We start from the raw sequence: 24,449 nt of genomic DNA, 5'->3' as shown, positions 1-24,449 counted from the left end.
CGCACGCAAGCGCCCCTTGGATATCAGAGAGATCGACTTGCAGGATGTGTGTAGGGATGTGCTGCATTTGATTGTTCCGACCGCGCGGCATTATGGGGTGGCGGTCGTAACCAACTTTGATTCACGGGAGCTGTTGGTATGCGCTGACCCGACTTTACTGCAGCAAGCAATGCTCAATCTTCTGCTGAATGCGCTAGATGCACTGGTTGGTGTCCCCGAGGCGCGGGCTGTAATTGAGCTGCGGGTAACCTCATTGCAGTCGGGTGAAGTCGAAATTTTGGTGCGCGATCACGGCAATGGTGTACCGAAACGATATCTGGATCAGCTCTTCGATACATACTTCACCACCAAGATGCATGGCCTGGGCCTGGGGCTTCCTATCGTGCGCTCGATTGTTGAATCTCACGGGGGCCGGATAAAGGCAGAAAATCATCCAGAGGGCGGTGCGGTGTTCCGTTTCACCATTCCGGTGGCACATGTGGCGGGCCCGACCAACCATCAAGCAGGGAACCACAATGACTAGAGATATTCAGGCTGTCGTTCATGTCGTTGATGATGACGAGTCGCTTCGCACATCGCTTGCACGGTTGCTTGGTTCGGCCGGACACAGTGTCCGCACCTATACGGGAGCCGGCGACTTTCTGCTGAACTGGCAAGCTGATGGTCCCGGTTGCATTCTGCTGGATGTTTCCATGCCGGGTGGGCCCAGCGGGCCCGAATTGCAGCAGGCGCTGGCACAGCGTGTCGATGCGTTGCCTGTGGTTTTTCTCACAGGGCAGGGCGATATCGATATGGGTGTGGACGCCATGAAGGCCGGTGCTGTGGATTTTCTGACCAAACCCGTTGATCGGGATGTGTTGCTTGGCGCCATTGATGCAGCGCTTGTGCGCGACCAGGCATGCCGCGATGCGCGTGCCAGGGATCTCGCTCTGCACGCAAGCTATGAGTCGCTGTCGCCACGCGAGCGTGAGGTTTTTGCTCAGGTCATCATTGGGCGGCTTAACAAGCAGATCGCCTACGATCTGGGCACCAGTGAGCGCACGATCAAGGCACATCGCGCGCATGTGATGGACAAGTTTCATGTCCAGCGATTCATAGACCTGATCAAGATCGCGGGCAGGTTAGGCAACGAGTAGATTGCTACGAGACGGCATCAGCGTCCCATTTTGCACCAAAGGGCAGGCTGCTTGGCCCAAGGGCCACTATTGCCGTCGAGCTATTCGGGTAATGCTGTTCTTTAATGTACGCGGAACGCCCGCATGCACTAAATAAGGAACGGACAGCATGTCGGATCGCAGCATGGACATCATTCTGGTTGAGGACGACGCCAGCCTGCGCCAGGCGATGCAGCGCATGCTACAGGCGGCGGGATATGTAGTCACGACCTGTGAATCGGCCGAAGCGCTGCTGCAGATAGGGATTGATCAGGCAAGTCAATGTGACTGTCTGTTGCTCGACATCTGTCTGCCGGGAATCTCCGGCCTTGATTTGTGTCGCACCTTGTTGGCAAGTGGGCCTTGCCCGCCTTGTATCCTCATCACTGGTCACGACGCGCTGGGGTTGCGTGATGTTGTCATTCGTACTGGCGCCCGCGGTTTTCTTCTTAAGCCGTTTACCGGCACCGCGTTACTTGATGCCATAAAGCGGGTTGTGGCGGCCTGAGCCGAAGCGGTGATCGCAACTAGCACCTTATCCCGGAAGCTGCTCTGTTTTGCTCACCTCGTGCTGGCATTGGCTGATGTCCGCAGCCGCACCTCGATCGCAATATCCCGAAATGTGTTCTGTTTCGAGTTTGCCATGGCCATATTCCTGCGCCCGTACCCAGCCTTTTTGCCCCAAAGGACAATTCCCGGCGGCGATTGTCTGTGGTGAGATGAATGCTTGAGCCAGTTGTGCTCTGACGAGGCAGATGGATTATGGACTCATGGCTGCGGATCTGAGATGTCGCAGCATGTAATAGACCCTAAGTTAGCAAGTCGCTGTCACTTCACCAAGCGTATTAACGGCCAGCCAAATTGGGCGTTTATATGCCTCTTAATCAGGAGTTTCACGTCATGAATTTGCGTCTCTTGTATTTAACGGTTATTGGGGCTCTGGCTTTCGCGCCACTGTCACCCAATGCCTTCGCCGAGGTCAGCAAAGCTGAGCTGCAATCAATTTCTATGCCGGATCACGTCGATACGTCGATTGGCGAACTGAAGTTCTTCGACGGTGTACCCACCGATGCCACCATCGACAAGGTTTATGACAACCTCGACCGCATGCGCGGGGTAAACGTGTATCTCGACAATATGGGCGGGGTGTCCATTCAGAGCGTTCTTGACGGGCTGGCAAAGGCGGGGGCCAACGCACCTAACAAAATTGCCTTATTCGGGGCCTTGATGGATTCCAAGACCCTCGTCGTCACCGCCAATACCTCGACGCTGTACGCTTATGCCGGTACAGACTTGGCCAATGACGGGCCCACGGTCATTGAGATTCCGCCGGGTATGCTCGGCTTTCTCGACGATGCATGGCAGCGCTTTGTTGGCGATATGGGCGTGACCGGTCCGGACAAAGGTAAGGGCGGCAAGTATCTGGTGGTGCCACCGGGCTACACCGGCGAGATCCCGGATGGATACTTCTTGCTCAAGCCACCGACCAACCGCAATTTTCTGTTTTTACGCGGCTCGATCGCCAAGGGCCTGGAGCCGGCGGTCAAGAACATTAGCGACGGCCTCAAGATTTATCCGTTGAAAGATGCGGGCAAGCCTGCACCGACCGAATTCGTCAACATGTCCGGTAAGGCATTCAATACGGTCTTCCCGAATAACCTCGAGTATTTCGAAATTCTCGATGCGATGATCCAACGCGAACCCATCGGAGCCATCGGGCCAGAAGTACGTGGCGCCATCGCCTCTATCGGCATCGTCAAGGGCAAGCCGTTCGCACCCGACGCACGCATGAAGAAGCTGCTGACTGAGGCGGGCACAATCGGTGAAGCCACTGCGCGTGCTATCACCTACGAGCCACGTATCGATGGCGTGTTCATCTACCCCGATACCAAAAGCGCCTGGAGCACGGCCTTTGCCAACCACAACACCTCCTTTGAGACTGATGGCACGATGGGCCTGGATGCCCGTGTGCTGTTCTATTTCAATGCAGGCGGTGTGACACCGGCAATGGCAACCAGCCATGTGGGGGCAGGGTCGGATTATGGGCTGGCCATGCTCGATGCCAAGAAGAAGCCATTCGACGGGTCCAAAACCTACAAGGTACATCTGCCGCCCAACGTACCCGTGAACGATTTCTGGGCAGTTACGATCTATGACACCCAGACCCGCTCTATGCTGGAGACTAGCCAGCCGTTTCCGACCGTCGGAAGCCAGACTAAGGGTATTGAGAAGAACGCAGATGGCTCGTTTGACGTTTATTTCGGACCTAAGGCGCCGGCAGGAAAAGAAGGCAACTGGCTGGCGACTGTTCCTGACAAGAGCTGGTTCATCATTTTGCGCATGTATGGCCCGCTCGAGCCCTGGATTGACAAGAGCTGGCGGCCTGGTGAGGTCGAGTTGGTCAAGTAATTTGCATTTGCAGTTCGCCTTGTGGGCAGACCTTGCGTGTCTGCACACAAGGAAAACCAACCCGACAACCCGGGCTGTTTCGTACGGACAATCGCCCGCGACAGCAGGCTACGACATGAATCAGGAGCAATCATTATGAAAAAGTTTCCTCATACCGCCATGAGTGTCGCACTGGCAAGCGTGTTTTCACTTGCGTTGATGTCGGCCAGCAGCCAGGCTATAGCCCAGACATCCACGCCGGCACCAGCGGGCTCTTCAGCGGCAGCCGCTGCACCTGCCAGTGCGCTTAGTACTGAACAGTTCAAATCCATCGTCGAGGAGGGTTTTATCTATGGCCTGCCGTTGGTAATGAACTACGCCATCATGAACGAATACGCGGTCGACCCGAAATCAAGTCAGTTCAAGGCGCCGTTTAATCACATCAAGAGTCTTGCTCGCGTATTCACGTATGAGGATACTGCCGTTGTTACGGCAAACAGCGACACACCGTATTCGTTTCTGTGGCTAGATCTGCGGACCGAACCCGTCGTGATTTCGGTGCCGGCGGTTCCTAAAGACCGTTACTATTCGGTGATGCTGGCGGATAGTCATACTTACAACTACGGCTATATCGGCAGCCGCGCCACTGGTGTTGATGCAGGCAGCTACATGGTCGTCGGGCCCGACTGGAAGGGCGAGAAGCCAGCAGGTATCAACAAGGTGTTCACGTCGCTCACGCCGTTCAGTCTTGCGGCATTCCGCACCCAGCTTATTGATCCGACGGATATTCCCAATGTAGAGAAGGTCCAGGCCCAGTTTAAGGCCGAGCCCTTATCGGCATTCCTGGGCCAGCCAGCTCCGTCAGTCGCACCGAAGATCGACTTCCTGCCGGCCACTACGGCTGGTATCAAGGCCAACTTCTGGAACTACCTCGGCGCCGCACTTCAATATATTCCGCAGGCTGACGAGGACAAAGGCGTCCGCGCCAAGCTGGCCCAGATTGGTGTCGGCCCGGGCAAGACCTTTGACATGAAAGCGCTTTCGCCCGAGCGTCAACAAGCCATGGCCGAGGCAATGAAGGCCGGTGACGAGAAGGTGGATACCTACCTGGCTTCTGGCATGACCAACGTAAATGGCTGGCAACTCGGCTCATTGCCTGGTGACCGAGCCCATTACAACGGAGATTGGGTCATGCGCGCAGCCACCGCTAAGGCGGGTATTTATGGCAACGATGCGGACGAGGCTGTGTACCCACTGGGCCGTGTGGATACAAAAGGACAAACCATCGATACCAGCAAGCACAACTACACGCTTACCTTCGCTGATGGCCAGATGCCGCCGGTGAACGCGTTCTGGTCGGTGACCATGTACGACGGCAAGTCGCAGTTGCTGATCAAAAACCCCATTAATCGCTATCTGGTCAATACGGCGATGGCGTCCGATATGACCAAGAATGCCGACGGGTCCGTGACTATTTACATCCAGAAGGATTCACCCGGCAAGGCTAAGGAAGCCAACTGGCTGCCGGCACCCGATGACACCGCCTATCTGGTTATGCGCCTGTACTGGCCGAAGCCGGCCACCGAGGCGTTGTCAGTTCTACCGGTTGGCAAGGGTACCTGGCAGCCACCGGGTGTTGTGGTCGCCGGGTAATTTGGTAATGACCATACAGTAATAACAAAGCTAATAGCCATCGCGACATGTGTGGGGTAGCCAGGCGCAGCCCCACATCGTCGAATAAACAGGAATATGCCGTTATGCATCTACACCCCTTAAGTTTAGCCATCGTGGCAGCTCTCACATTTTTGCCACTGTCGCAGCCCGTCTCGGCCGAGGTTAGCAAGGCCGAGCTGCAATCAATTTCTATGCCAGATCAGGTTGATACACCGATTGGTGAACTGAAGTTTTTCGACGGCGTACCTACTGACGCCACTATCGACAAGGTGTATGACAACCTCGATCGCATGCGTGGCGTTCAGGCCTATCTTAATAACCAGGGTGCTGCATCTATCTATGCCATGCGCATGGGCAATGCAGGTATTGGCGCAAACGCATCGAACGTTGTCACGATTACCGAGCAACTGCTCAAGTCAGAATCGCTGTATTTGACCGGTAATACGTCGACCTTGTATGCGCTGAGCTATCTTGACCTGGCAGCCGATGGCGCACTGGTGGTCGAGCTGCCACCGGGCATACTCGGGTTTCTCGACGACGCATGGTTCCGCTATATTGAAAACATGGGCTTGCCTGGTCCTGACAAAGGGCAGGGCGGCAAGTACCTGCTGCTGCCTCCCGGTTACGCGGGTGAGGTTCCTGATGGTTATTTTGTGGTCAAAATGCCTACCAATCACAACCTGATGTTTCTGCGTGGCTCCATCGCCAAGGGTCTCGCACCAGCGGTGGCGAACATTAAGTCCGGACTGAAAGTCTACCCGCTGTCCAAGGCCAGTAACCCTCCAGCAACTGAGTTCGTCGATATGTCGGGCAAAAGCTACAACACAGTCGTAACCCGAGGCTTGAGCTTTTACGAGGGCCTGAACCAGGTTGTTCAAGAAGAGCCAATCGATGCGATCGGGCCCGAGATGCGCGGCACCCTGGCTGCCATTGGCATCGTCAAGGGCCAGCCTTTCAAGCCCGACGCACGCATGCAGAAGCTGCTGACCGAAGCCGCAACCATAGGTGCTGCCACTGCACGCGCCATCACATATCAGCCACGCATAGATGGTGTGGAGATCTACCCTGATACCCACAGTGCCTGGAGCGTGGGTTACGCCAACAAGAACACATCGTTTGAAGCCGATGGTGCGATGAACCTGGATGCGCGCGTACTGTTCTTATACAACGCCACCGGGGTCACCCCCGCAATGGCGACGACGCGGGCAGGGGCGGGCTCTGACTATGGCATTGCCTATCTGGACGCCAATAAGAAAGCATTCGACGGTTCCAAAACTTACAAATTGCACCTGCCACCCAACGTGCCGGTGAACGACTTCTGGGCGGTTACGGTTTACGACACCCAGACACGTTCGCTGCTGCAGACTGATCAACCCTTTCCGACAGTGGGCAGCCAGGACAAGGGTTTTGAAAAGAATGAGGATGGTTCTTACGACGTTTATTTTGCACCGAAGGCGCCACAAGGCAAAGAGGGCAACTGGCTGCAGACCGTGCCGGGCAAGAGCTGGTTCACGATATTGCGCATGTATGGCCCGTTGGAGCCCTGGATCAACAAGACGTGGCGGCCGAGTGAGATTGAGTTGGTTAAGTAACACGTGGCTGTAGAGCTTTCTGGAACTGAATCTTATGTGTTTGAAGACAGAAAAGGGCCCGATCAGCAACTGACACCGTCCCGGATCAAGTGCTATCCGGGAAAGTGCAGACCAAGCCATGACTCAGGAGTAATTATTGTGAATGGGTTTTCTCGTTCGACCATCAGACTGACGCTGGCAAGTATGTTTACGCTTGCTATATTGGCAGCCTATGGCAATCAACCCGCGCACGCGGCAACTACGGCCGAGCAAGACGAGGCCGCTACCGCGAAACCCGTCGCTGCATCTGCTATCACGCCTGCCGAGGCACGCACCATCGCCAAGCAAGCCTACATCTATGGCTACCCGCTGGTGGACAGCTATCGCATCCAGTACGCTTACTTCGTGGATAAGAGCGACCCTTCATACAAGGCACCGTGGAACCATATCAAGAATATTCCCAACGTTTACACTCCCGCTGATACGGCGGTGCAAACGCCCAATTCGGACACACCGTACTCCTGGGCTGGCCTGGACTTGCGGGCCGAACCCATGGTTCTCTCTGTGCCTAAGATCGAGAAAGATCGCTACTACAGCATCCAGTTCACGGATGCGTATACGTTCAACTTTGATTACGCTGGCACCGCCACCACGGGCAACGATGTGGGCAACTTTATCGTTGCCGGGCCGGGCTGGAAAGGCGAAACACCCAAAGGAATTAAGAAGGTGTTCCATTCGGAAACGGATTTTATCCTCGCCATCTACCGCACGCAGCTTTTTAACCCCGCAGACATCGATATCGTCAAGAAGATTCAGGCGCAGTACAAAGTGCAGCCACTGTCGCAGTTTCTGGGTACAGCTCCACCATCTGCCGCACCCACGGTTGACTTTATCAAGCCACTTGCCAAGGACGAAGAAAAGACCTCATTGGAGTTCTTCAACATCATGAATTTCGTGTTGTCCTACTGCCCGACAGACCCGAGCGAGGTCGAACTCATGAAGCGCTTCGCCGAGATCGGCGTTGGTGGCGATATGGCTTTCGATGCCGACAAGCTCTCACCTGAAATGAAGACGGCCATAGAGCAGGGGCGGGAGGATGCGCTGCAAGCGTACGCTGAAGGCGTCATGAAGTTTAGCGAGGGCCGAGTGTCCGCGGCTGACCTGTTTGGTACGCGCCAGTCTATGAAGAACAACTACTTGAACCGTTGGCTCGGAACCATCGGCATCTACGGCAACTCCGAGCGAGAGGCAATGTATCCAGTTCTTCGCCAGGACAGTGAAGGCAGGGCACTCAGTGGCGCGAATCGCTACACGTTGCACTTTGCAGCCGACCAGTATCCGCCAGTGAACGCATTCTGGTCACTGACTATGTACGACCTGCCGCAGAGCTTGCTGGTGAGCAACCCGATTAACCGCTACCTTATCAACTCACCGATGCTGCCTAACATGAAGAAGGACGCCGATGGTGGGATTACGCTTTACATCCAGAACGAGTCGCCCGGCAAGGATAAGGAGTCAAACTGGCTGCCCGCGCCAAAAGGCGCATTTACCACATACATGCGCCTGTACTGGCCGAAACAAGCCGCACTGGATGGTTCGTGGACTGCGCCTAAGCTGATCAGGACAAATTGAGCCGGACAAACCTGTGATTGAATTTATACCATCAATGAAGAACCGGCAGCATTCGTGAAAGCATGTGGTTCTGGATTAAGGAGACAACTTTAATGAAAATATTTCTTCCCTACACAGCAATCGCTCTGGCGTGTGCGCTCGCCTTCGCCTCGCTGGCGACAGCCAAAGATGCAACGGCTGCTGCTGACGGCGCTGTTGTGATCAACGTTGATAATTTTAACAAGGCGCAAACCGATCACGAGTTCGCAGGCATTTTGAAAATGTCAGGCGGCATCAATAAACTGCATCACAACCGCACGACAACACCAATCGACAAGCAGAACGTGATCCGGATGAATCGCGATACGCTCTACAGTCTGGCCGTCGTTAACATTTCCGAGGGCGTCACCATCACCCTGCCGGATACCGGCAAACGCTACATGTCATTAATGGTCATCAACAATGATGGCTACGTCAACAAGGTCTATTACGGTGGCGGTACATACAAGCTCACGACAGCCGAGTTCGATACACCCTTTGTCTCCGTAGTCATTCGTACACTTGCGAACCCTGAAGATGCACGAGATATGACTGAGGCCCACAAGCTCCAGGACCAAGTCAAAATCGATGCCGGCTCCCAGCAACCGTTCGTCATGCCCAATTACGACGAGGCCAGCTACAAGGCAACGCTTGAACCCGTTCTTGATCTGGCCAAAGGTTTGAAAAGGTATATTCACACCTTCGGTTCTAAAGCCGACGTAGATCCGGTCCACTTTTTGATCGGCAGCGCTTCGGCCTGGGGCGGTCTGCCAGACAGCGACGCCGTATATATCAACGTCCAACCCAATCTGCCGGTTGGCAAGTACGAACTGGCCGTCAAGGATGTTCCCGTTAAAGGCTTCTGGTCGATCAGTCTGTATAACGCAAAAGGCTATTTTCAGCAGAATGACGAGCACGCATACAGCCTGAATAATCTGACCGCAAAACCGAATGGCGATGGGTCTTATACGTTGCGTTTTGGTGGGTGCACTGATAGCGTCCAGAATTGCCTTCCCATTATGGAAGGCTGGAATTACAGCGTTCGTATGTATGAGCCCAGCAAGGAAATCGTTGATGGCACTTGGGTATTTCCGGGTCCACCGACGCCACGTAGTGATTGATCAATCCTTCGACCGCATCGGTTTGATGACGATAGGGCGCTCTGTCGTGTAGCAAACTGATGATTCACACGGCAGGTTGTTTCGTAGTGCATGGGGTTTTTGACGCAGGAGGACACACGTGAAATGGCCATTGATCTTGCTGATTTTTCTGGCTGGCGCTGCCACGCCAGTACACGCGCAATCTGGGCTTCATTTTGCACGGGACGCGCCTATCACGAGGTTTAAGCAGGCCGATATTGAACTGATGACCAAGACCTTGAATCGGGCGCTCGATAATGGCCCGGACGGCGTGGCACAGACATGGGAAAACCCCAGCGCGGGCAACAGCGGCAGTATTACGCCCGGAAAAGACCCGCAAGGTCGAAATGATTGCCGAAAAGCGCGTGTCGAGAACCGTCATAAACTGACTCAAAACGTGACTGATGCTGTTTTCTGCAAGGTAGACGGTAAATGGAAGGCCCTTAGCAAGTGAATGATGTCTGCAAAATAGGTTGACGTTACTGACGTTGATCAAGTTTGGCTACCTGCTGCATCAAAGGGCAATAAACAGGCTCGTTGAGGCCCATTGGCGGTCGCAGTCGCCATGTCCTGGGCCGCGCTTTGGGTTAGCAGGAGCGAACAGGTAATCTAGCCGCAAGAAAGAAGCACCAGACAGCTGCCACACACCGTAGTGGTGAGATGAGGCAGTACAACCAGACAAACGAGCAAGCCAAAATGTGCTGGTTTGTTGGGGCGTGGTGCCTGCACCACGCTTTCATCTTGTTTGCCCCCAGGGACAATTCCATTGAGGCACTGTCCGTGATCAGATTGATACATGAACCAATCTGATCATACTGCGCGGATGGTCGTGAATTCGCTTGCAAGGGTCGAGCTTGCATGTTCAGCCGCAGCGATGGGTTCAGTCCCGGCCAATGGGGCTTATGCGACCGGTATTGGTCTGAAGCGACCGGGGCGGTCTGCACAACATTACAAGCTTCCATCACGCGGGGCGACGCATGACAACACGGAGTAAGCCCATGTACTTTAAAAAACTACTTGCTATCTCGCTGGCGCTGTTGGGCTGCGGCGCAAGCCAGGCGGCTTTTTCGGCAGAGAGCGAGAGCTGGAAATTTGAAGTCACGCCTTATTTTTTTGCAGCGGGCATGAATGGAAAGGTTGGTATTCGTGGCGTCACGAGTGATGTGGATGCCTCTTTCAGTGACATCTTGAAAAATCTGGATCAAGGATTTATGGGGCTTGTTACGGCCAGTAAGGGGCGCTGGACATATGGCCTGGAGGCGCTGTACGTGAAGCTGGATGATAACGCCTCGAAAAGCGTGACAGGCCCCTTTGGTCATGTGGGCGTTAAGGGCGCGCTGGGTATCACAAGCAAGCTGTACGTCTATCAGGGTTCAGTCGCATACCGGGTGTTCGACAATGCGGTTAGCGTCGATCTGCTGGGCGCGTTGCGTTACACCAAAGTTTATACAAAAGCCAGCGTAAATCTCTCGACAACCCCCGGTATTGTTTTCCCTGGCGGTAGCAGAAGCGCGAGCGGCTCCGCCAGTTGGACCGATGCCGTGGTCGGCACACGTGTGTTTTATCCGGTTTCGGATAAATTCTCGTTGTTTGGCTACGCAGATATCGGCGGCGGTGGGTCAGATCTTACCTATCAGTTCATGCTGGGTGCCGATTGGCATTTTGCTAAGAACTTTACCGCCAAGCTGGGTTATCGCCAACTCTATTGGGATTACAGCAAAGGCGGAGACGTCTGGAAGATGAGGGTGAGCGGTCCCTATTTAGGGCTGGGCATCAGTTTCTAAGCCGCTGGTGCTGTATTGGGCCAATGCAAAATCACGACGAAGCCGCTTGGCCGCTGATGGCAGACCGAAACGACAGAAAGCTTGTGGATATGGGGAAAGACAAGTTCACGTCGCCAGTACGCGCAAGCAAGCTGTAGAAGCGAAACTTTAACAATGCTGTTATTACTTAACGCGAGGCTAGTGCCATGAACTATAAAACCTCTGATAATACTGAGCGACAGCCACGTACGGTGCAAAGGGGTAGTGAACCACTGACGGGCCGTGGCAAGAAGACCAAGCTGCCGCAGATAGCTCTACTGGCTGCGCTCGCAGCAGGAACACTTCCACTTACCGCATATGGCATCGATGACGCCGAACTCGCAAAGAATGCCCTGAACCCCATAGCCGCCATGATTAGCGTGCCGTTCCAGTTCAACTACGACAGGGGTATGGGGGCGGACGGCGATGGCAGCAAATCGGTGCTCAACATCCAACCGGTGATCCCTTTCTCACTTAACGGTGACTGGAATTTAATCTCGCGCACCATAGTGCCGCTGATCGACCAGAGGAATATGCTGCCAAATGGTGGTGGGGATGCCTCGGGTCTGGGTGATGTGACGCAAAGCCTGTTCTTTTCGCCGAAGAAGCCGACTGCTAGTGGTTGGATCTGGGGTGCGGGGCCGGTTTTGCTGCTGCCAACAGCCAGCAAAAGCCAGCTAGGTGCCGGGAAATGGGGCCTGGGGCCAACGGCGGTGGTGCTAAAGCAGGCTGACGGCTGGACCTATGGGGTGTTGGGTAATCACATTTGGTCGGTGGCGGGCAGTAGTAATCGCAATGATGTTAATGCTACTTTTATTCAACCATTTGTCAGTTATACGACCAAGACATTAACCAGCTTTGGCGTTAATACTGAATCATCTTATGACTGGAAGGGCAAGCAATGGTCTGTACCCATTAACTTGACTGTTACACAGATACTCAAAGTTGGAAAACAGCCGTTGAGCATACAGGCGGGCGCACGTTATTGGGCTGACAGCCCTGAAAATGGTCCTAAAGGCTGGGGTTTTCGGCTTAATTTTACGTTTCTGTTCCCCGCATAACGACGTACCAGGGTGGCTTTCAGTTTGATCACTCAAAAGCGGCACATTCACGGAGATGCCCAAGAGCACGAATACAGCGCAGTGCAGAAACGCATAACGAAGAAATCGCACGGGCACCATGGCTAGTGCGATTTTTTTTAACGTGGTCGCAGTCGGGTCTGCTGCTTGCGCCAATTAATTTGCGGGGCGTACCGAGTAGACTACCGTCGAACCCTGCATGACTGGGTGATAGCTATAGCCACCACAAACAAACACGGCCCCTTCTGCAGGGCAGTTGTAAGGCGGTGATGCAACCATTGATGATGATGCTGGGGCATACTCATTTGCCACCACCGAGCCTGCGACGGCTGTTGTTGCCATCGCCGCACCCCCGTATGCCACAGCACGGCGCGTTGTACGCCGCGCAACACCGGCGTAACTTACCGGCGTTAGAGGGCGGCCAACTCGAGCTTGCGCGCTGGAAATTACCTGTATTGTGCTGCCCGGCATCAGTTCGGCGACCTGTATTCCTGCAGCCAGCGTCAGTATCAGTCCAAATCCGCCGAATGCGAATAGCCTTAGTTTATTTGCACGCTTCATGGTTGCACTCCCTGGCTAGTAAGAAACTCGATTTGGGTTGCACCGGCAGGCGCTTTGAATTCGAATGTCTTCGCGTCGAGTTGTGGGTTGACCACCCAGTTACTCATTTCTACGCCGTATTGTGGCGCACCAGCCACCCATTTTGATGTGATCAGATAGCGCATGGGCAAAGGCTGGTCACCGTCTTGAATCCATATCTGAAAATCGACATCTGCGGTACGGAACGCCAGGTGATCGACAGGTTTTCCATCGATATCTTCTTTGCCAATATAGCTCGAACTGCTCTGGTTCCAGGTCATGCCGTCATAGATGTCGCTGTACAGCAGGTCGGCACCCGGCAGATCGATCTGGATGCGGTCACGCATGAAGTCAAGCGCCTCGTCCATGTCAGGCGGTGTAGACGTCGTTGCATAAAGGTTTTCTTGCTTGGCATACACGGTAACGTTCTTGCCATCGAAGTAGATGGAGGCATCCTGATTTGCATCGACCCGGTGTGCCACAAGCATATTTGGCCGCATGGCACTGACTTCACCCTGGGCGGTGAAATTCAATTTCTGGCCGTTGGTGTCGATGACTTCAGTCGTGTTGGTCGTGTCGACCGAAAACGATTTCAATCTCGCCATATAGTTGCTCATGTTCTTCAACATGCTATCCACTTCCGCGCTAGTCACTGGCTCAGCCTCGGGCTTTGCGGATGCTGGAGACATAAATGCAAATCCAGTGAGCGTAATAAGCATTGTTGGAAGTAGTTGGCGTCCTCGAAACGCCCAGGGGGTCGTTCTAATCATGGTCTGCTCCTGATTTTTAATGTCACGCGGCCAAGACGATTGTTCTTCGTTAGGGTTCCGGTACGGCCTGGCGGTAGATGCATGCCCTGGCCGCGCTGCACTGCACTACCTCACACCTCTGCCCAGTTGCGTTCGCACGCTATTCATCCGCATTAAATTTTGTTGCTTGGTCACACCCTATGCTAGCCACGGCGAGACTGCGATGTAAATTGTCTTCAGGGGCAGAGTCGGATGGACCTAGGGTGCAATGGCGGCACAGTATCCATGTGCTTTGCCCCTGAGGACAATTCCTTCTGGCGACTGGTCGTGGTCAGATGCAGGCATAAGCCAATTGTGGGCGGGGTGCTGGCATGATCATGTCCTTATTCGGCATGGTTAAGCCCACATTGCCGACTCTAGCTGTTTACTCACTATTGATCAGAAAGCATTACCTCATCGTTCTTCCCACAGGAGCCAAATAACATGGTCAAGACAATAAAAATCGTATTCATGCGTCTGCTGTTACTCAGTCTTCCACTTATGTTGTTTAGCCCCATCCCTGCTGCGGCCGCAGATAGTCAAAGCGAAATCAACGGTAAGGTCGCGACTGCACTGGACGCTTTTCACAAAGAGGTTCCCGGTGCCAAAGAATATTTAAAGCAGGCCAAAGGCGTATTGATAATTCCGGACGTGAAGAAGGTGGGCTTTGTGATCGCCGCGCAGTGGGGCACAGGCGCGTTGCAGGAGGCTGGTCGCACCGTAGGTTATTACAAAATGGAAGCGGGATCGGCCGGCTTCCAGGCTGGTTATCAGAAGGCAGATTTTGTCTTTATCTTTTTCACCCAGGAAGCTCTGAATAAGTTTCGCAGTGGCGATGGTTTTACGGTAGGCGCAGAAGCCGGTTTAACCTTGGTGACGGTGGGTACGGGCGTTGCGGCGGATACACTGAAAAACCAGACTGCTGTGGCCGCCTTCGCCTTCGGCAAGGAAGGCCTGATGGCGGGATGGTCGGCAAAAGGCACTAAATTTACGCGGGTGGAACCCTGACCAATGATCAAGATTGCATAAATGACTGGGCGCGTTCAGAGTGGCATGCTGCGAATGCTGCTCCAAACGGACGAAACCGGGCCACTCGACCCAGTCTGGACTTGCACTAACAGCCACTGAACCGCCCGGCGATTTCCGGCCATGGTTCATGTTTTTTTGGCTACGACTAATTTGCCAACTCTAGGTCACCGGGTCGCCATGTCTTTTTAAACCAGGGTTCCAATGGGCCATAGAGACGCAAAATTGGATACCACCCTTTGCCAGAAACAGTCTGGATCCAATTGGCTTCCTTACCTTGAGGTGCTTTCGGGCTGAAATACAAGTCCACAGAGCCGTCAGCGTTCTCCTTCAAAGCATCCCGCTTGTTGTTCTTGCTTGGGAACGGTTGACTGGTTTGCAGTTCGGAGCGAGTCTGCGGGTCATAGACCACCACCGACCAGAAGTTTGCGGCAGGAACATTGGCCGGAAGTTTTAACCGATAGGTCTTGTCGCCATGAAGGTAATCGCCATTCTTGTCCACTGTGGTAACGGCGTATTGCGATCCTTTGCCCACCATTTCCTCGACCATTGCAGGCGTGTTAGCCGTGGCCTGGTAAAAGAAAAGTGTTCGTGCGTCCAGGTTACGTCCACCCTTGCCACCATCTTTCAGCCATTGGTAGGAGCCGCCAACAAAACCTGTTCCCCATCCGCTGTCGGGATAATAGGAAAATCCCTCAAGTCGAGGACGAAACGTGATGGCCCGAGCGGTCGCGTTGCCAATGGCAACGGCATGCGTGAGGATCTTCTTCATTCGTGCGTCGGGGTTGAACGGCTTGCCTTTTTCAATGCCGATGGATGAAAAAATCCCGAGTAGCTGCGGTTCCAGCATTGATACTGGTTCGCGCTCGATTACGGTGTGCAGTTCTTCGTAGAAATCGTAGGTGTTCGCATGAATGGTGTTGAAGCTTTTCCCCGAACCACTAATGAACTCCATCTTGGGAGGGTTGGCCGCGTTCTTCAGTGAGTAGATCTTTAGGCCGTTTTCAAACATAGCAGTTGCAACATCAGGCTTTCCGTCCACCAGAAATCCACGTAGGAACAGGAGATTGATATAGCTTCTGGATTTGGAAACGAAGTAGGTTTCTCCATCAACCTCGGCCTTCATACCGCCGATAGGCGGGTCGAGGTCGCCGTCGTAGTCAGGTGGCAGGATCAGATACTTGCCACCCTTACCCGCGTCGGGCCCAGGAATCCCCATGTCTGTCACGAAACGAAAATAGGCGTCGTCTACGGTCCCTGGCCCCGATTTGGGAGGAATCTCCACGACGGTTGCGCCGTCCTTCTTGAGGTCGAGAAATGCAAGACAGTAAACCGTATCAGTGTTGCCAGTAAGGAACAAAGGGCTGGAGTCGAGTAGCTTATCCATAATGATGGCTTTGTTCGGCGCATCGGCGCCCATGTCTATGAAGCCCAGACGCATACCTTCGATCGAGGTGGCGGGAATGCCACTTAGAAAGGCTTCCGTTCCGCGCATAAGATCAAGGTTGTCGTAGACCTTCTCGACAGTCGCGTGATCAGGCATGCCATCAAAGAAGTTCAATGTGCCGATGGGTGTTTCCACCTTGTCCGGGGTCATGATTTTTGCAGGAATCTTATGGTTATACCCAGGGGTCACCTGCTCTGCATAGGCGGGGTTCATACACACCGAGAACACTGCGCAAGCCATTGGGTAAATGACCCAGCCTGTCCTATTTCTTTGTTTATTCATCGCCGTTATCTCCAAAGTTGCAAATAGGTGTCATTGATTAATATCGATTGCAGCTCGGCGTTGCCTATGCTGGATCAGTTGGCAACCACAATTCCCGGTGGCTGCCAAGTGCCTTTGCCGGGAGGCAAGACCGAAGAATCCTCGGTAGCTGGCTTGGGCCAGTACATGCGCAAGGCCAAGTAGATCGGGCCGTCGGGCGCCGGCAGCCAGTTCGACTCCTTGTCCTTGCCAGGTGACTTGTGCTGCATGTAGATGGTCAACGAACCGTCGGCATTCTTTTTCATGTCCGGCAGCATGGGGGAATTGACCAGGTAACGGTTGATCGGGTTTTCGACCAGCAGTTGGCTGTCACTGTAATACATGGTCACCGACCAGAATGCGTTGACCGGCGGCAACGAACCGGCGGGGAAGGTGAGGGTGTAGTTGTGCTTGCTGCCATCCAGGGTCTGGCCCTTGGCATCGGTCCGGCCCAACAGATACATAGCTTCAGCGGCGTCGTTGCCGTAGATCCCGGCCTTGCCGCCGCCAGCACGCTTGAGCCAGTCGCCATTGTAGAAATCGCTATCGCCCCACAAGGATCCGACCTGCCAGCCATTGACATCGGTGGCACCACGGGCTACGAATTCGTCGACCTTGGCGTCACCGGCTTTCATCCCCTCGGCCATCGCCTGCTGTTGCTCTTGCGAGAGACTGTTCATGTTGAAGGCCTTCCCTGGACCGACACCGATCTTGGCCAGTTTGGCGCGGATGTCCTTGTCTTTGTCGGACTCCGGAATGTAATTAAGTGCAGCGCTGAGATAGCTCCAGAAGTGCGTTTTGACCCCGGCCGATGTCGCAGGCAAGAAGTCGATCACTGGCGCCGCAGCTGGTGCGGGCTTGTTCTGGAATGCCGACAGTGGCTGAATATTGAATCCGGCCTGGATCTTTTCCACACTGGGCATGTCCTTGGGGTTGAACAGCTGAGTGCGGAAGATGACGAGCATGAAGGGCGTTGTCGAATGGAAGACCTTGCCGACGCCCTCGGGCGAGCCGCCTTGCCAGTCGGGCCCGGCAACCGCATAGGAGCCGGCTTTGTTGGAGGTTGCACGGCTGCCGATGTAGCCATCGTTGTAGAGGTTGCCATCAACCAGTTGCACGGAGTAGTAACGGCCGCTGTCGACCTCGGGCACCGTGATCACGACGGGCTCGGCACGCAGGTCCAGCCATGCAAGCGAGTACGGCGTATCGCTATTCGGGCTGAGGACCGCAGTGTCTTTGTAGGTATAGACGCGCGGCTCGTTCTTGATGTGGTTGAACGGTGCCTTGAACTGGTCCGTGTTTTTGTTGACCGCGTATTCGTTCATGATGGCGTAGTTCATCACTAGCGGCAGGCCGTAAACGAAGCCTTCCTCGGCAATGGCCTTGAGCTGCGCGGTACTGAGTGTGACCGGCGGCGTCTCGGCAGCGGCAGCGGGCTTGCCGCCGGCCACCAGCAGGCCAAGCGTCAACACACCAGCCAGGGCGAACCTAAAGCCCGAGTTGGAAAGTTTGTTCATCGTGATTTCTCCTCACTTGTAACTTGTTTGTATTATCTCTGGCGGTTGTTGAACTGGTCTTAAGTGCTTTCAGATACACAAGGCCAAACTCTAAAAGCTGTCGCCGCCGCAGTTTATTTGATCCGATTTACACCGCCCGGACTCCAGCTTCAGCATGCGTGCATCGGGAGGGTGATGTCGGAGGAGAAGCCATCGAAAATCATGCAGCCACCAACCGGCGAATTGACGCGATCCGAAATCGAAATGGATTGCAACTCGGCATTATTGCGTTTCGATTTCATCACATCCACCCATCAAGACTCAATTGCCCTTTGGGGCAAAATAAAGTGGCCTAAAGGGCAAGAAGTGAGCGGCTACGGCCAGCCGTCATGAATCAACTTGGGCTTGAACCGACCCATAGTTCTAAAAGGCCTTCTTCTTTTTGCCTCAACGGGCAATTCACAGCAACGGTGAGTTGGAGGTATAACGGGATCTAAAACAATCGGCCCCTATTTGTAGCACCCTGACCGAACCGGGCGCACTGTATTTATGGCTTATTAAAAAGACAATTTATGACTGAAAAAAAATCGTTATCACTTAGCTTGATACTCATCGGTGCGGCATTGTTGATGCTACCGCCTTACGCTGCGGGGCAGATGGAAAATGTTAAGCCTATGGTAAAGCTGGTTTTACAGATTACCGTCGATCAGTTGCGTGGCGACTTGCCAGAGCGCTACCTCAAAAACATGGGCGAGGGCGGTTTTCGCTACCTGCTCAAGGACGGCATCTGGTACGCCAACGCCAACTACACCCATGCCAACACCGAAACCATCGTTGGCCACACCTCGCTGTCCACCGGTGCTTATCCCTCCGAGCACGGCATGGTGGCTAACGTTTGGCTGGATCGAGACAGTGGCAAACTCAAATACAACATTGAGGATGCGGACTACCCCATCCTCAGCCAGGGCGCCGGGGTGGTTAAGGCTACAGAGATTGACCCAACCCAGAAGGTCGCGACCAGCGATGGTCGTTCCCCTTTGGCTATTGAAACCTCCACCTTCGCCGATGAGCTGGCCATCGCCACGGCGGGCAAGGCCAAACTGTTTGGTGTATCGGTTAAAGATCGCGGTGCGGTGGCCATGGCCGGTCATGCAGGTAAGGCCTTCTGGTTTTCCAAGCAGTCCGGCGAGTTTGTCACTAGCCAGTATTACTATCAGGCTTACCCGCAATGGGTGAACGATTGGAATGCGCAAAAACTGGCAAAAAAATATTCTGGCCAATCCTGGACTTTACTCAATGACCCGGCGAGCTATCAATTTGGCGCGGCCGATGATCAGCCTTGGGAAACCGTCTTTCCCGGTTTCGGTCGGGTATTTCCCCACGCATACGGCCCGGCAGACAACGGCTACTTCAACACTTTTTTGACCCTGAGTCCTGCTGGTGATGATTTGACCCTGAGCTTTGCCAAGGCACTGATCGCTGCGGAAGACATAGGCAAGGATGAGGTGACGGACTATCTGTCGATCAGTTTCTCATCCACTGATTACGTAGGCCATGTGTTTGGTCCTTCGAGCCTGGAGGCGGAAGACAATATGTTACGTTTGGATCTCACCTTGGCGGACTTGTTTGCCTATGTGGACAAACATATCGGTTTGGAAAATACCGTCATCGTACTGTCGGCCGATCACGGTGCGTCCGAAGCGCCGGGCTATCTTCATACTTTGGGTATTCCTGCGGCCTACGTGTCGCCAGAAAAATGGGATGAGGTGCCCGAGATTGTCGAACTGAAGCAGCGCTTAGGTTTTCAGCAGCCGCTAATTCAGGAGTACTTTCCTCCGTATGTGTATTTGAATCGTAAGGCCATTCTGGAAAAGGGTTTGGATCAAGAGAAAATAGAGCAAGCGGCTGCACAGGTATTGATGGCTCGACCTGACGTTGTGCTAGCCGTATCAAGTACGGCCTTGCAGCAAGGTGCAGTGGACGACAGCGCTCTGACCCGTGCGGTTCTCCGTAATTACAACCCGCAACGCTCGGGCGATATCTATCTGGCATTCAAGTCTGGTCACTTCATCAATGAATTCGACGGCGAAAGTGTGACCGTAGAACATGGCTCGTTGTGGCGCTACGACACGTTTGTGCCCGTGGTGTTTGTCGGTGGCCAGTTCAAGGGAAATCGAGTGTATAGACCGATTGAACCGATCGAAATCGCCCCAACATTGGCGGCTTTATTGGGCATCAAGCCACCGTCCGGTGCGCGTGGCTCGCCTTTGATGGAAGTGATGCAGGGCAACAAATAACGGCTGTGAAAATGAGCCCGGCGAAAGATAGTGAGCGCGAGTTGACCAGAAAATCAGGCGCGCTCACTAGCAGGGATGTTGTGGCGTGGATCCGCGATGCTCTCAAACAAGGAATCTCGTACTATGAGGTTTCTATTGTGGGAGGTTAGACCATTAAGCAATATTCGCCAGGCTGAAGCTCGCCGGATCGAGGCATTGTGTACCTTATTTGCGCTCTATGAACTGCCTTTAGCGGGAAACACGTTGTGGCTTCGTTGATTCGCCATCTTTCTCCGGCACATCTACAGGTGTCTCAACTTATCATGATCGCGAGCAATGTTGAAACTACTAGAAAAGTTTGTTGTGCATGACAAAATAAAGCTGATCTTTGATCATTTACGAAACCTATTGATGTGCACGCTGCTGCTAGCCGCCGGCCACTTTCAGCTGGAAAATCCCGTTGGGGTGTTTGCCGATTCGACGCTGCAACGCTTTCTCGGTTATGGCGTAGTAGGCATCGCCTTGGCATTGATTGTCTTGAATCTGCTGGATGGCATGAGTCAACTAAACAAACTGCGACATCCCTTTATCTTTAAATTGGGCCTGATCATTGTGTACGTCGTTGTTGCCATTCGCGTCGTGGTCGTCACGTCAACATTTCGGGCGAGTTAGTGCAGATTTTGATCGAAAATATGTAATCAGTTTTAAACTAATTCAGTAGGCGCCTCAAAGGCTCTGTTTACATCGATAAGCAGGGCCTTTTTGCTGCGCGCCCGGTATGGGTGCGCTTGAGTCGGTGCGCGTCTCACCTCATGTTGAACGCAGCGAACTCTCGGCGCCAGGCATTTGCCGAATGCCTGGCCGTCGCCAATCCACGAACACCTGAATCTGCCCCCTAGAAAGGCATCATCATCTTCACCATGCCAGCGTTGCTGCTGAGGTATTTCGAAAACTGCCCTGTGTAATGCCAGGTGTCTGTTTCTTGCTTGAGGACGACGCCAAGATAGCCTAGGTCGCCCGTTCCGCTAACTCGCTTATCACATCGCCCGTCCAGACGCACAGAGTGGTACGCCAGCGATCCACCCAGGAACCAGTGTGGCCGGATTTCTTTCTGCCCGCCGGCTTGGAGAAGATATGAATCAAGGCTGAAATCCGAGAGACCATGCGAATCGTTTAGATGGAAGAAAACACGAGTGGCAGGTGTTTATTAAAGACTTGGCGTAGGCTGGTTTGTTTAAAAGCCTTTCAGGCTTCAAGTTCTTTAAGTTCATGCTGAAGCGATTGCAGCTCTTCACGCTCGCGCCCTAATTTTCGTTCTAGCTTCTGTACTTTGTCATACTGACCTTCAGATTGTTTTTGCTGGATCTCTTCAAGCAGCTCGTCGATGTCTTCTTGTTGCTCAGCAATATCTTCTTTTTTGTCTTTAATTAAGGCAGCATCTGTACAGTGAGCCTGTACTTGCGAGAGGGCTTTTTCTAGCCCCCGCACTCGGTGCATATTATTATTTTCCTTCGCATGCTGAATTTGGTTTTTTATCTCAACTTCCTTGCGCTCGCAGGCAGGGCTCGCGGCAAGCGCAGGACCGACAAGACCAAATAGCAGAATTGGTATCGCAAGCTTGATTGTGTTCATGGATTTATCCTGGAATAACAGCGCATTGGCCAGACTCTTACAGACTTCTCGTAGCGTCAGAAAAACAGTGTAATGCGTAGTGTACCGGGGCCTGGGTGCTAGGAAGCCAGCTTAAGGCTTATGCGCGTTTGCACTCAAGATGCTGCAGCCTTGAGCGCGATATCCAGGATAGCGTGGCGTAGCTCAATACCAACAGCTTAATTAGTCAGACTAACCAACGCCTGAACTTCTTCATCGGTGGTTTGCGGAAAGTACTCGTACCATACGCCTACCGCACGAAAGGGAAAGGGGGTTGCCAAACTAATTATTTCGTCGACTTCTCGCCGTATTTCTTCAATGGTTTCGGCAGCAGCCACAGGTACAGCCACAATAATACGGGCAGGTTTCATGGCTTTTGCTGCGGCGATGGCGGCACGCATGGTGGCGCCGGTGGCCAAGCCATCATCAACCAATATGACATTTTGCTTCTTGATGTCTAGTGGTTTGCGTCCATTTCGGTAAGCGCGCTCGCGTCTGCTCAGCTCTATGGATTCGGCCTCGATCACGGCCTCGAGCGATTGTCGGCTGACTTGCATGGCCTTGATGACTGTTTCGTCCAGATACGTGATGCCGCCACTTGCTATCGCACCCATTGCGTATTCTTTCTGGGCAGGCAAGCCCAGCTTGCGGACCACCAGTACATCCAGGGGGGCATGCAACGCTTGTGCCACTTCGTTCGCAACGGGCACGCCGCCACGTGGCAGGCCGAGCACGCGAGTTCCGGGTTTTTTGCCATGGCGTTCAAGCAAGGCTTGTCCTAATCGTTGTCCCGCCTCAATGCGGTCTCGAAATAGCGCATTCACATTTGCCTCTCTTTTTTTGCGTGGCGTAACGCTTATGCAAGCATGTTGCTGAATGACGCCAACTAGACAATTTAAGTCTGTTGTGTCACCGACTAGCTTGAGTGATTTTTTGAATGTGGAGAGCATTGGCGGTATCTTGATGCTCTTGCCCAGGTAAACCCATCTATGCGTGTTTTCTTATTACTTCTAATTTAACAGGATACTACGGCATTTTGCATTCGGGTGAACGCACGTGCTCGCGTCTGAACCCCAGGCCGAAGATGCGGGCGGGTATGGAGCGCACGGTGTCCGAGCGCAAGAGCAGTTTTAACAGAGCGGGTATTTCAATCGGCCCGTCTGATTCATTCATTTGCAATGCTGGCGCGATCAGTCGGCGCTGTAGTGTGGTCTGAATATGCTGGGTAAGTCGGGTTGGCAGCATACGTCGGCGTTGCACGCGTGCAAGCGTTAATTCATTGGGCTGCAGCCCAGCAAGCAGCGGCGCGGCAATAATATTGGCGGCAGCGACGGCATCTTGTATGGCCAGATTTATGCCCACCCCGCCAATGGGTGACATGGCGTGCGCTGCATCGCCGATAAATAGCAGGCCGGGTTGGTGCCAATGCTGTAGTCGATCTACCCGCACCTCCAGCAGTTTGACGTCATCCCAAGATGTCAACGAATTAAGTTCATTACTCAGAAAGGGTGCACGACGGGTGATGCTGTCTCTGAAGAGTTGAAGAGGCTGCGCCTGCCATCGCTCTGCCGCTCCTTTGGGTATGACGACCGCGGTCTGCCAGTAGTTACCACGGTTCAGCAATACGAGAAAGCTGCCTCTGCCCGGTACGCCATAGGTGCCTTTGGGGTGCCACGTTGCCCTTGGCACCTTGAACCACAATACATCCATGGGGGCACCCAGATTTTGAGGGTGCATTCCGGCAGCGTGGCGCAACATAGACTGTCGTCCATCGCAACCAACGATCAGGTCGGCCCTTATGTGCAGCGTGCCGTTGGGTGTTTGGGCGTGCACGCCACAGACACGCCCGCTGGTCTCATCGTGAACCAAACGTATCGCTTCGGACTGCATGTGCAGCGAGTACCACGGGTAGCGCGCTGATTCCTGGGCCAGAAGTGCGAGCAAGTCCCACTGAGGTACCAGGGCAAGATATGGAAATGGTTTGAGCTTGCGAAAGTCTGCGACGGCGCAGGGCCCATGTGCCAGCATGACCTCAAGTTGGCTGACACGCTGCTGCGGTAATTGATCGAAGCGTGATTTAAGACCCAGTTCGTCCAGTATCTGCAAGGTCGAAGGGTGGACGGTATCGCCCCGAAAGTCACGCAGAAAGTCACCGTGTTTTTCAATGACGGCGGTTTTTATGCCAGCACGTGCGAGCAGCAAGCCCAGCATCATTCCTGCCGGGCCTCCCCCGACGACACAGCATTGGCATGACAGCAATTTTTCGGGAAGCTCCATGCACCAAGTGTGAGCGCTTCAGACGTGCCGGAGAGTATATATGTGAAAAACATTGAAAGTATTTGCGAAATGATTAATGCGATCAAACAGTTGGCTACAAGCATGGTCGGCCCGAATGTTATTATCAATAATGATTATCATTAACATTTATAC

The 24,449-nt window shown here is 53.7% G+C and carries 22 protein-coding genes; 15 read left to right on the top strand and 7 right to left on the bottom strand.

The genetic code is table 11. The annotated features are described in order from the left end of the window. Positions 1–16: 16 nt before the first annotated feature. From FQ179_RS16555 to FQ179_RS16510, 11 genes are all read left to right on the top strand, one after another. Positions 17–523, top strand: a complete 507-nt coding sequence (locus FQ179_RS16555) for a sensor histidine kinase (protein WP_149398433.1) — start codon at positions 17–19, stop codon at positions 521–523. After that, positions 516–1,136 (top strand): response regulator transcription factor, encoded by a 621-nt coding sequence (locus FQ179_RS16550; RefSeq protein WP_149398432.1) that lies wholly within the window; start codon positions 516–518, stop codon positions 1,134–1,136. Before FQ179_RS16555 ends, FQ179_RS16550 begins: the two co-directional genes overlap by 8 nt. A 148-nt stretch (positions 1,137–1,284) precedes the next feature. Further along, the gene (locus FQ179_RS16545) at positions 1,285–1,662 is read left to right on the top strand and encodes a response regulator transcription factor (protein WP_149398431.1); all 378 of its coding nucleotides are present in this window, start codon (positions 1,285–1,287) and stop codon (positions 1,660–1,662) included. A gap of 392 nt (positions 1,663–2,054) precedes the next feature. Beyond that, positions 2,055–3,563, top strand: a complete 1,509-nt coding sequence (locus FQ179_RS16540; RefSeq protein WP_149398430.1) for a DUF1254 domain-containing protein — start codon at positions 2,055–2,057, stop codon at positions 3,561–3,563. Positions 3,564–3,698: 135 nt separating this feature from the next. After that, complete coding sequence (locus tag FQ179_RS16535) at positions 3,699–5,195, top strand: DUF1254 domain-containing protein (RefSeq protein ID WP_223146286.1); 1,497 nt, start codon at positions 3,699–3,701, stop codon at positions 5,193–5,195. Between the two features lie 104 nt (positions 5,196–5,299). Beyond that, on the top strand, positions 5,300–6,808 hold the full coding sequence (locus FQ179_RS22490; RefSeq protein ID WP_223146285.1) for a DUF1254 domain-containing protein: 1,509 nt from the start codon (positions 5,300–5,302) through the stop codon (positions 6,806–6,808). A 138-nt stretch (positions 6,809–6,946) separates the two neighbouring features. Then, positions 6,947–8,419, top strand: coding sequence for a DUF1254 domain-containing protein (locus FQ179_RS22485; RefSeq protein ID WP_255475038.1), 1,473 nt, complete (start codon positions 6,947–6,949; stop codon positions 8,417–8,419). 62 nt (positions 8,420–8,481) lie between these two features. After that, a complete protein-coding gene (locus tag FQ179_RS16525) occupies positions 8,482–9,558 on the top strand; it encodes a DUF1254 domain-containing protein (protein ID WP_255475037.1) in 1,077 nt (358 codons plus the stop codon). Between the two features lie 118 nt (positions 9,559–9,676). Next, entirely contained in the window at positions 9,677–10,030 is a 354-nt protein-coding gene (locus FQ179_RS16520) for a hypothetical protein (protein ID WP_149398429.1), read from the top strand. A gap of 544 nt (positions 10,031–10,574) precedes the next feature. Further along, positions 10,575–11,360: a hypothetical protein gene (locus FQ179_RS16515; protein WP_149398428.1), complete on the top strand. Its 786-nt coding sequence runs from the start codon at positions 10,575–10,577 to the stop codon at positions 11,358–11,360. A gap of 185 nt (positions 11,361–11,545) precedes the next feature. Then, positions 11,546–12,439 carry a transporter gene (locus FQ179_RS16510; protein WP_255475036.1) on the top strand — a complete coding sequence of 298 codons (894 nt, stop codon included), beginning with the start codon at positions 11,546–11,548 and terminating at the stop codon, positions 12,437–12,439. A 174-nt stretch (positions 12,440–12,613) separates the two neighbouring features. Here FQ179_RS16510 and FQ179_RS22480 read toward each other — a convergent pair whose 3' ends face one another. Further along, on the bottom strand, positions 12,614–13,018 hold the full coding sequence (locus FQ179_RS22480; RefSeq protein ID WP_149398427.1) for a hypothetical protein: 405 nt from the start codon (positions 13,016–13,018) through the stop codon (positions 12,614–12,616). Then, entirely contained in the window at positions 13,015–13,725 is a 711-nt protein-coding gene (locus tag FQ179_RS16500) for a DUF2092 domain-containing protein (RefSeq protein WP_188074637.1), read from the bottom strand. The genes FQ179_RS22480 and FQ179_RS16500 overlap by 4 nt, the downstream gene beginning before the upstream one ends. Before the next feature lie 543 nt (positions 13,726–14,268). On the opposite strand from FQ179_RS16500, the gene FQ179_RS16495 reads away from it, so the two are divergent. Beyond that, entirely contained in the window at positions 14,269–14,832 is a 564-nt protein-coding gene (locus FQ179_RS16495) for a YSC84-related protein (RefSeq protein ID WP_149398425.1), read from the top strand. Between the two features lie 166 nt (positions 14,833–14,998). Here FQ179_RS16495 and FQ179_RS16490 read toward each other — a convergent pair whose 3' ends face one another. Together FQ179_RS16490 and FQ179_RS16485 are read right to left on the bottom strand one after the other, a co-directional pair. Next, the gene (locus FQ179_RS16490) at positions 14,999–16,579 is read right to left on the bottom strand and encodes a DUF1254 domain-containing protein (protein WP_149398424.1); all 1,581 of its coding nucleotides are present in this window, start codon (positions 16,577–16,579) and stop codon (positions 14,999–15,001) included. A 74-nt stretch (positions 16,580–16,653) separates the two neighbouring features. Further along, positions 16,654–18,114: a DUF1254 domain-containing protein gene (locus FQ179_RS16485; RefSeq protein ID WP_149398423.1), complete on the bottom strand. Its 1,461-nt coding sequence runs from the start codon at positions 18,112–18,114 to the stop codon at positions 16,654–16,656. A gap of 201 nt (positions 18,115–18,315) precedes the next feature. On the opposite strand from FQ179_RS16485, the gene FQ179_RS22350 reads away from it, so the two are divergent. The 3 genes from FQ179_RS22350 to FQ179_RS16475 all read left to right on the top strand — a co-directional run bounded on the left by FQ179_RS22350 (position 18,316) and on the right by FQ179_RS16475 (position 21,041). After that, entirely contained in the window at positions 18,316–18,486 is a 171-nt protein-coding gene (locus tag FQ179_RS22350) for a hypothetical protein (RefSeq protein WP_188074636.1), read from the top strand. Positions 18,487–18,767: 281 nt separating this feature from the next. Further along, on the top strand, positions 18,768–20,390 hold the full coding sequence (locus tag FQ179_RS16480) for an alkaline phosphatase family protein (RefSeq protein ID WP_223146284.1): 1,623 nt from the start codon (positions 18,768–18,770) through the stop codon (positions 20,388–20,390). Positions 20,391–20,705: 315 nt separating this feature from the next. Beyond that, the gene (locus FQ179_RS16475) at positions 20,706–21,041 is read left to right on the top strand and encodes a hypothetical protein (protein WP_149398421.1); all 336 of its coding nucleotides are present in this window, start codon (positions 20,706–20,708) and stop codon (positions 21,039–21,041) included. Positions 21,042–21,614: 573 nt separating this feature from the next. Here the strand turns inward: FQ179_RS16475 and FQ179_RS16470 are convergent. The 3 genes from FQ179_RS16470 to FQ179_RS16460 form a co-directional block, all read right to left on the bottom strand. Next, positions 21,615–22,001, bottom strand: coding sequence for a DUF1090 domain-containing protein (locus FQ179_RS16470; RefSeq protein WP_149398420.1), 387 nt, complete (start codon positions 21,999–22,001; stop codon positions 21,615–21,617). A 197-nt stretch (positions 22,002–22,198) separates the two neighbouring features. Then, positions 22,199–22,843 carry a phosphoribosyltransferase gene (locus FQ179_RS16465; RefSeq protein ID WP_255475035.1) on the bottom strand — a complete coding sequence of 215 codons (645 nt, stop codon included), beginning with the start codon at positions 22,841–22,843 and terminating at the stop codon, positions 22,199–22,201. 202 nt (positions 22,844–23,045) lie between these two features. After that, on the bottom strand, positions 23,046–24,296 hold the full coding sequence (locus FQ179_RS16460) for an FAD-dependent oxidoreductase (protein WP_149398418.1): 1,251 nt from the start codon (positions 24,294–24,296) through the stop codon (positions 23,046–23,048). Between the last annotated feature and the right edge of the window lie 153 nt (positions 24,297–24,449).

Origin of the sequence: Pusillimonas sp. ANT_WB101 (assembly GCF_008369125.1) — a bacterium.
Taxonomy (GTDB): Bacteria; Pseudomonadota; Gammaproteobacteria; order Burkholderiales; family Burkholderiaceae_B; genus Allopusillimonas.
Note: the sequence above shows the minus strand (reverse complement) of the source record. Positions and strands in the feature narration are given on the sequence as shown.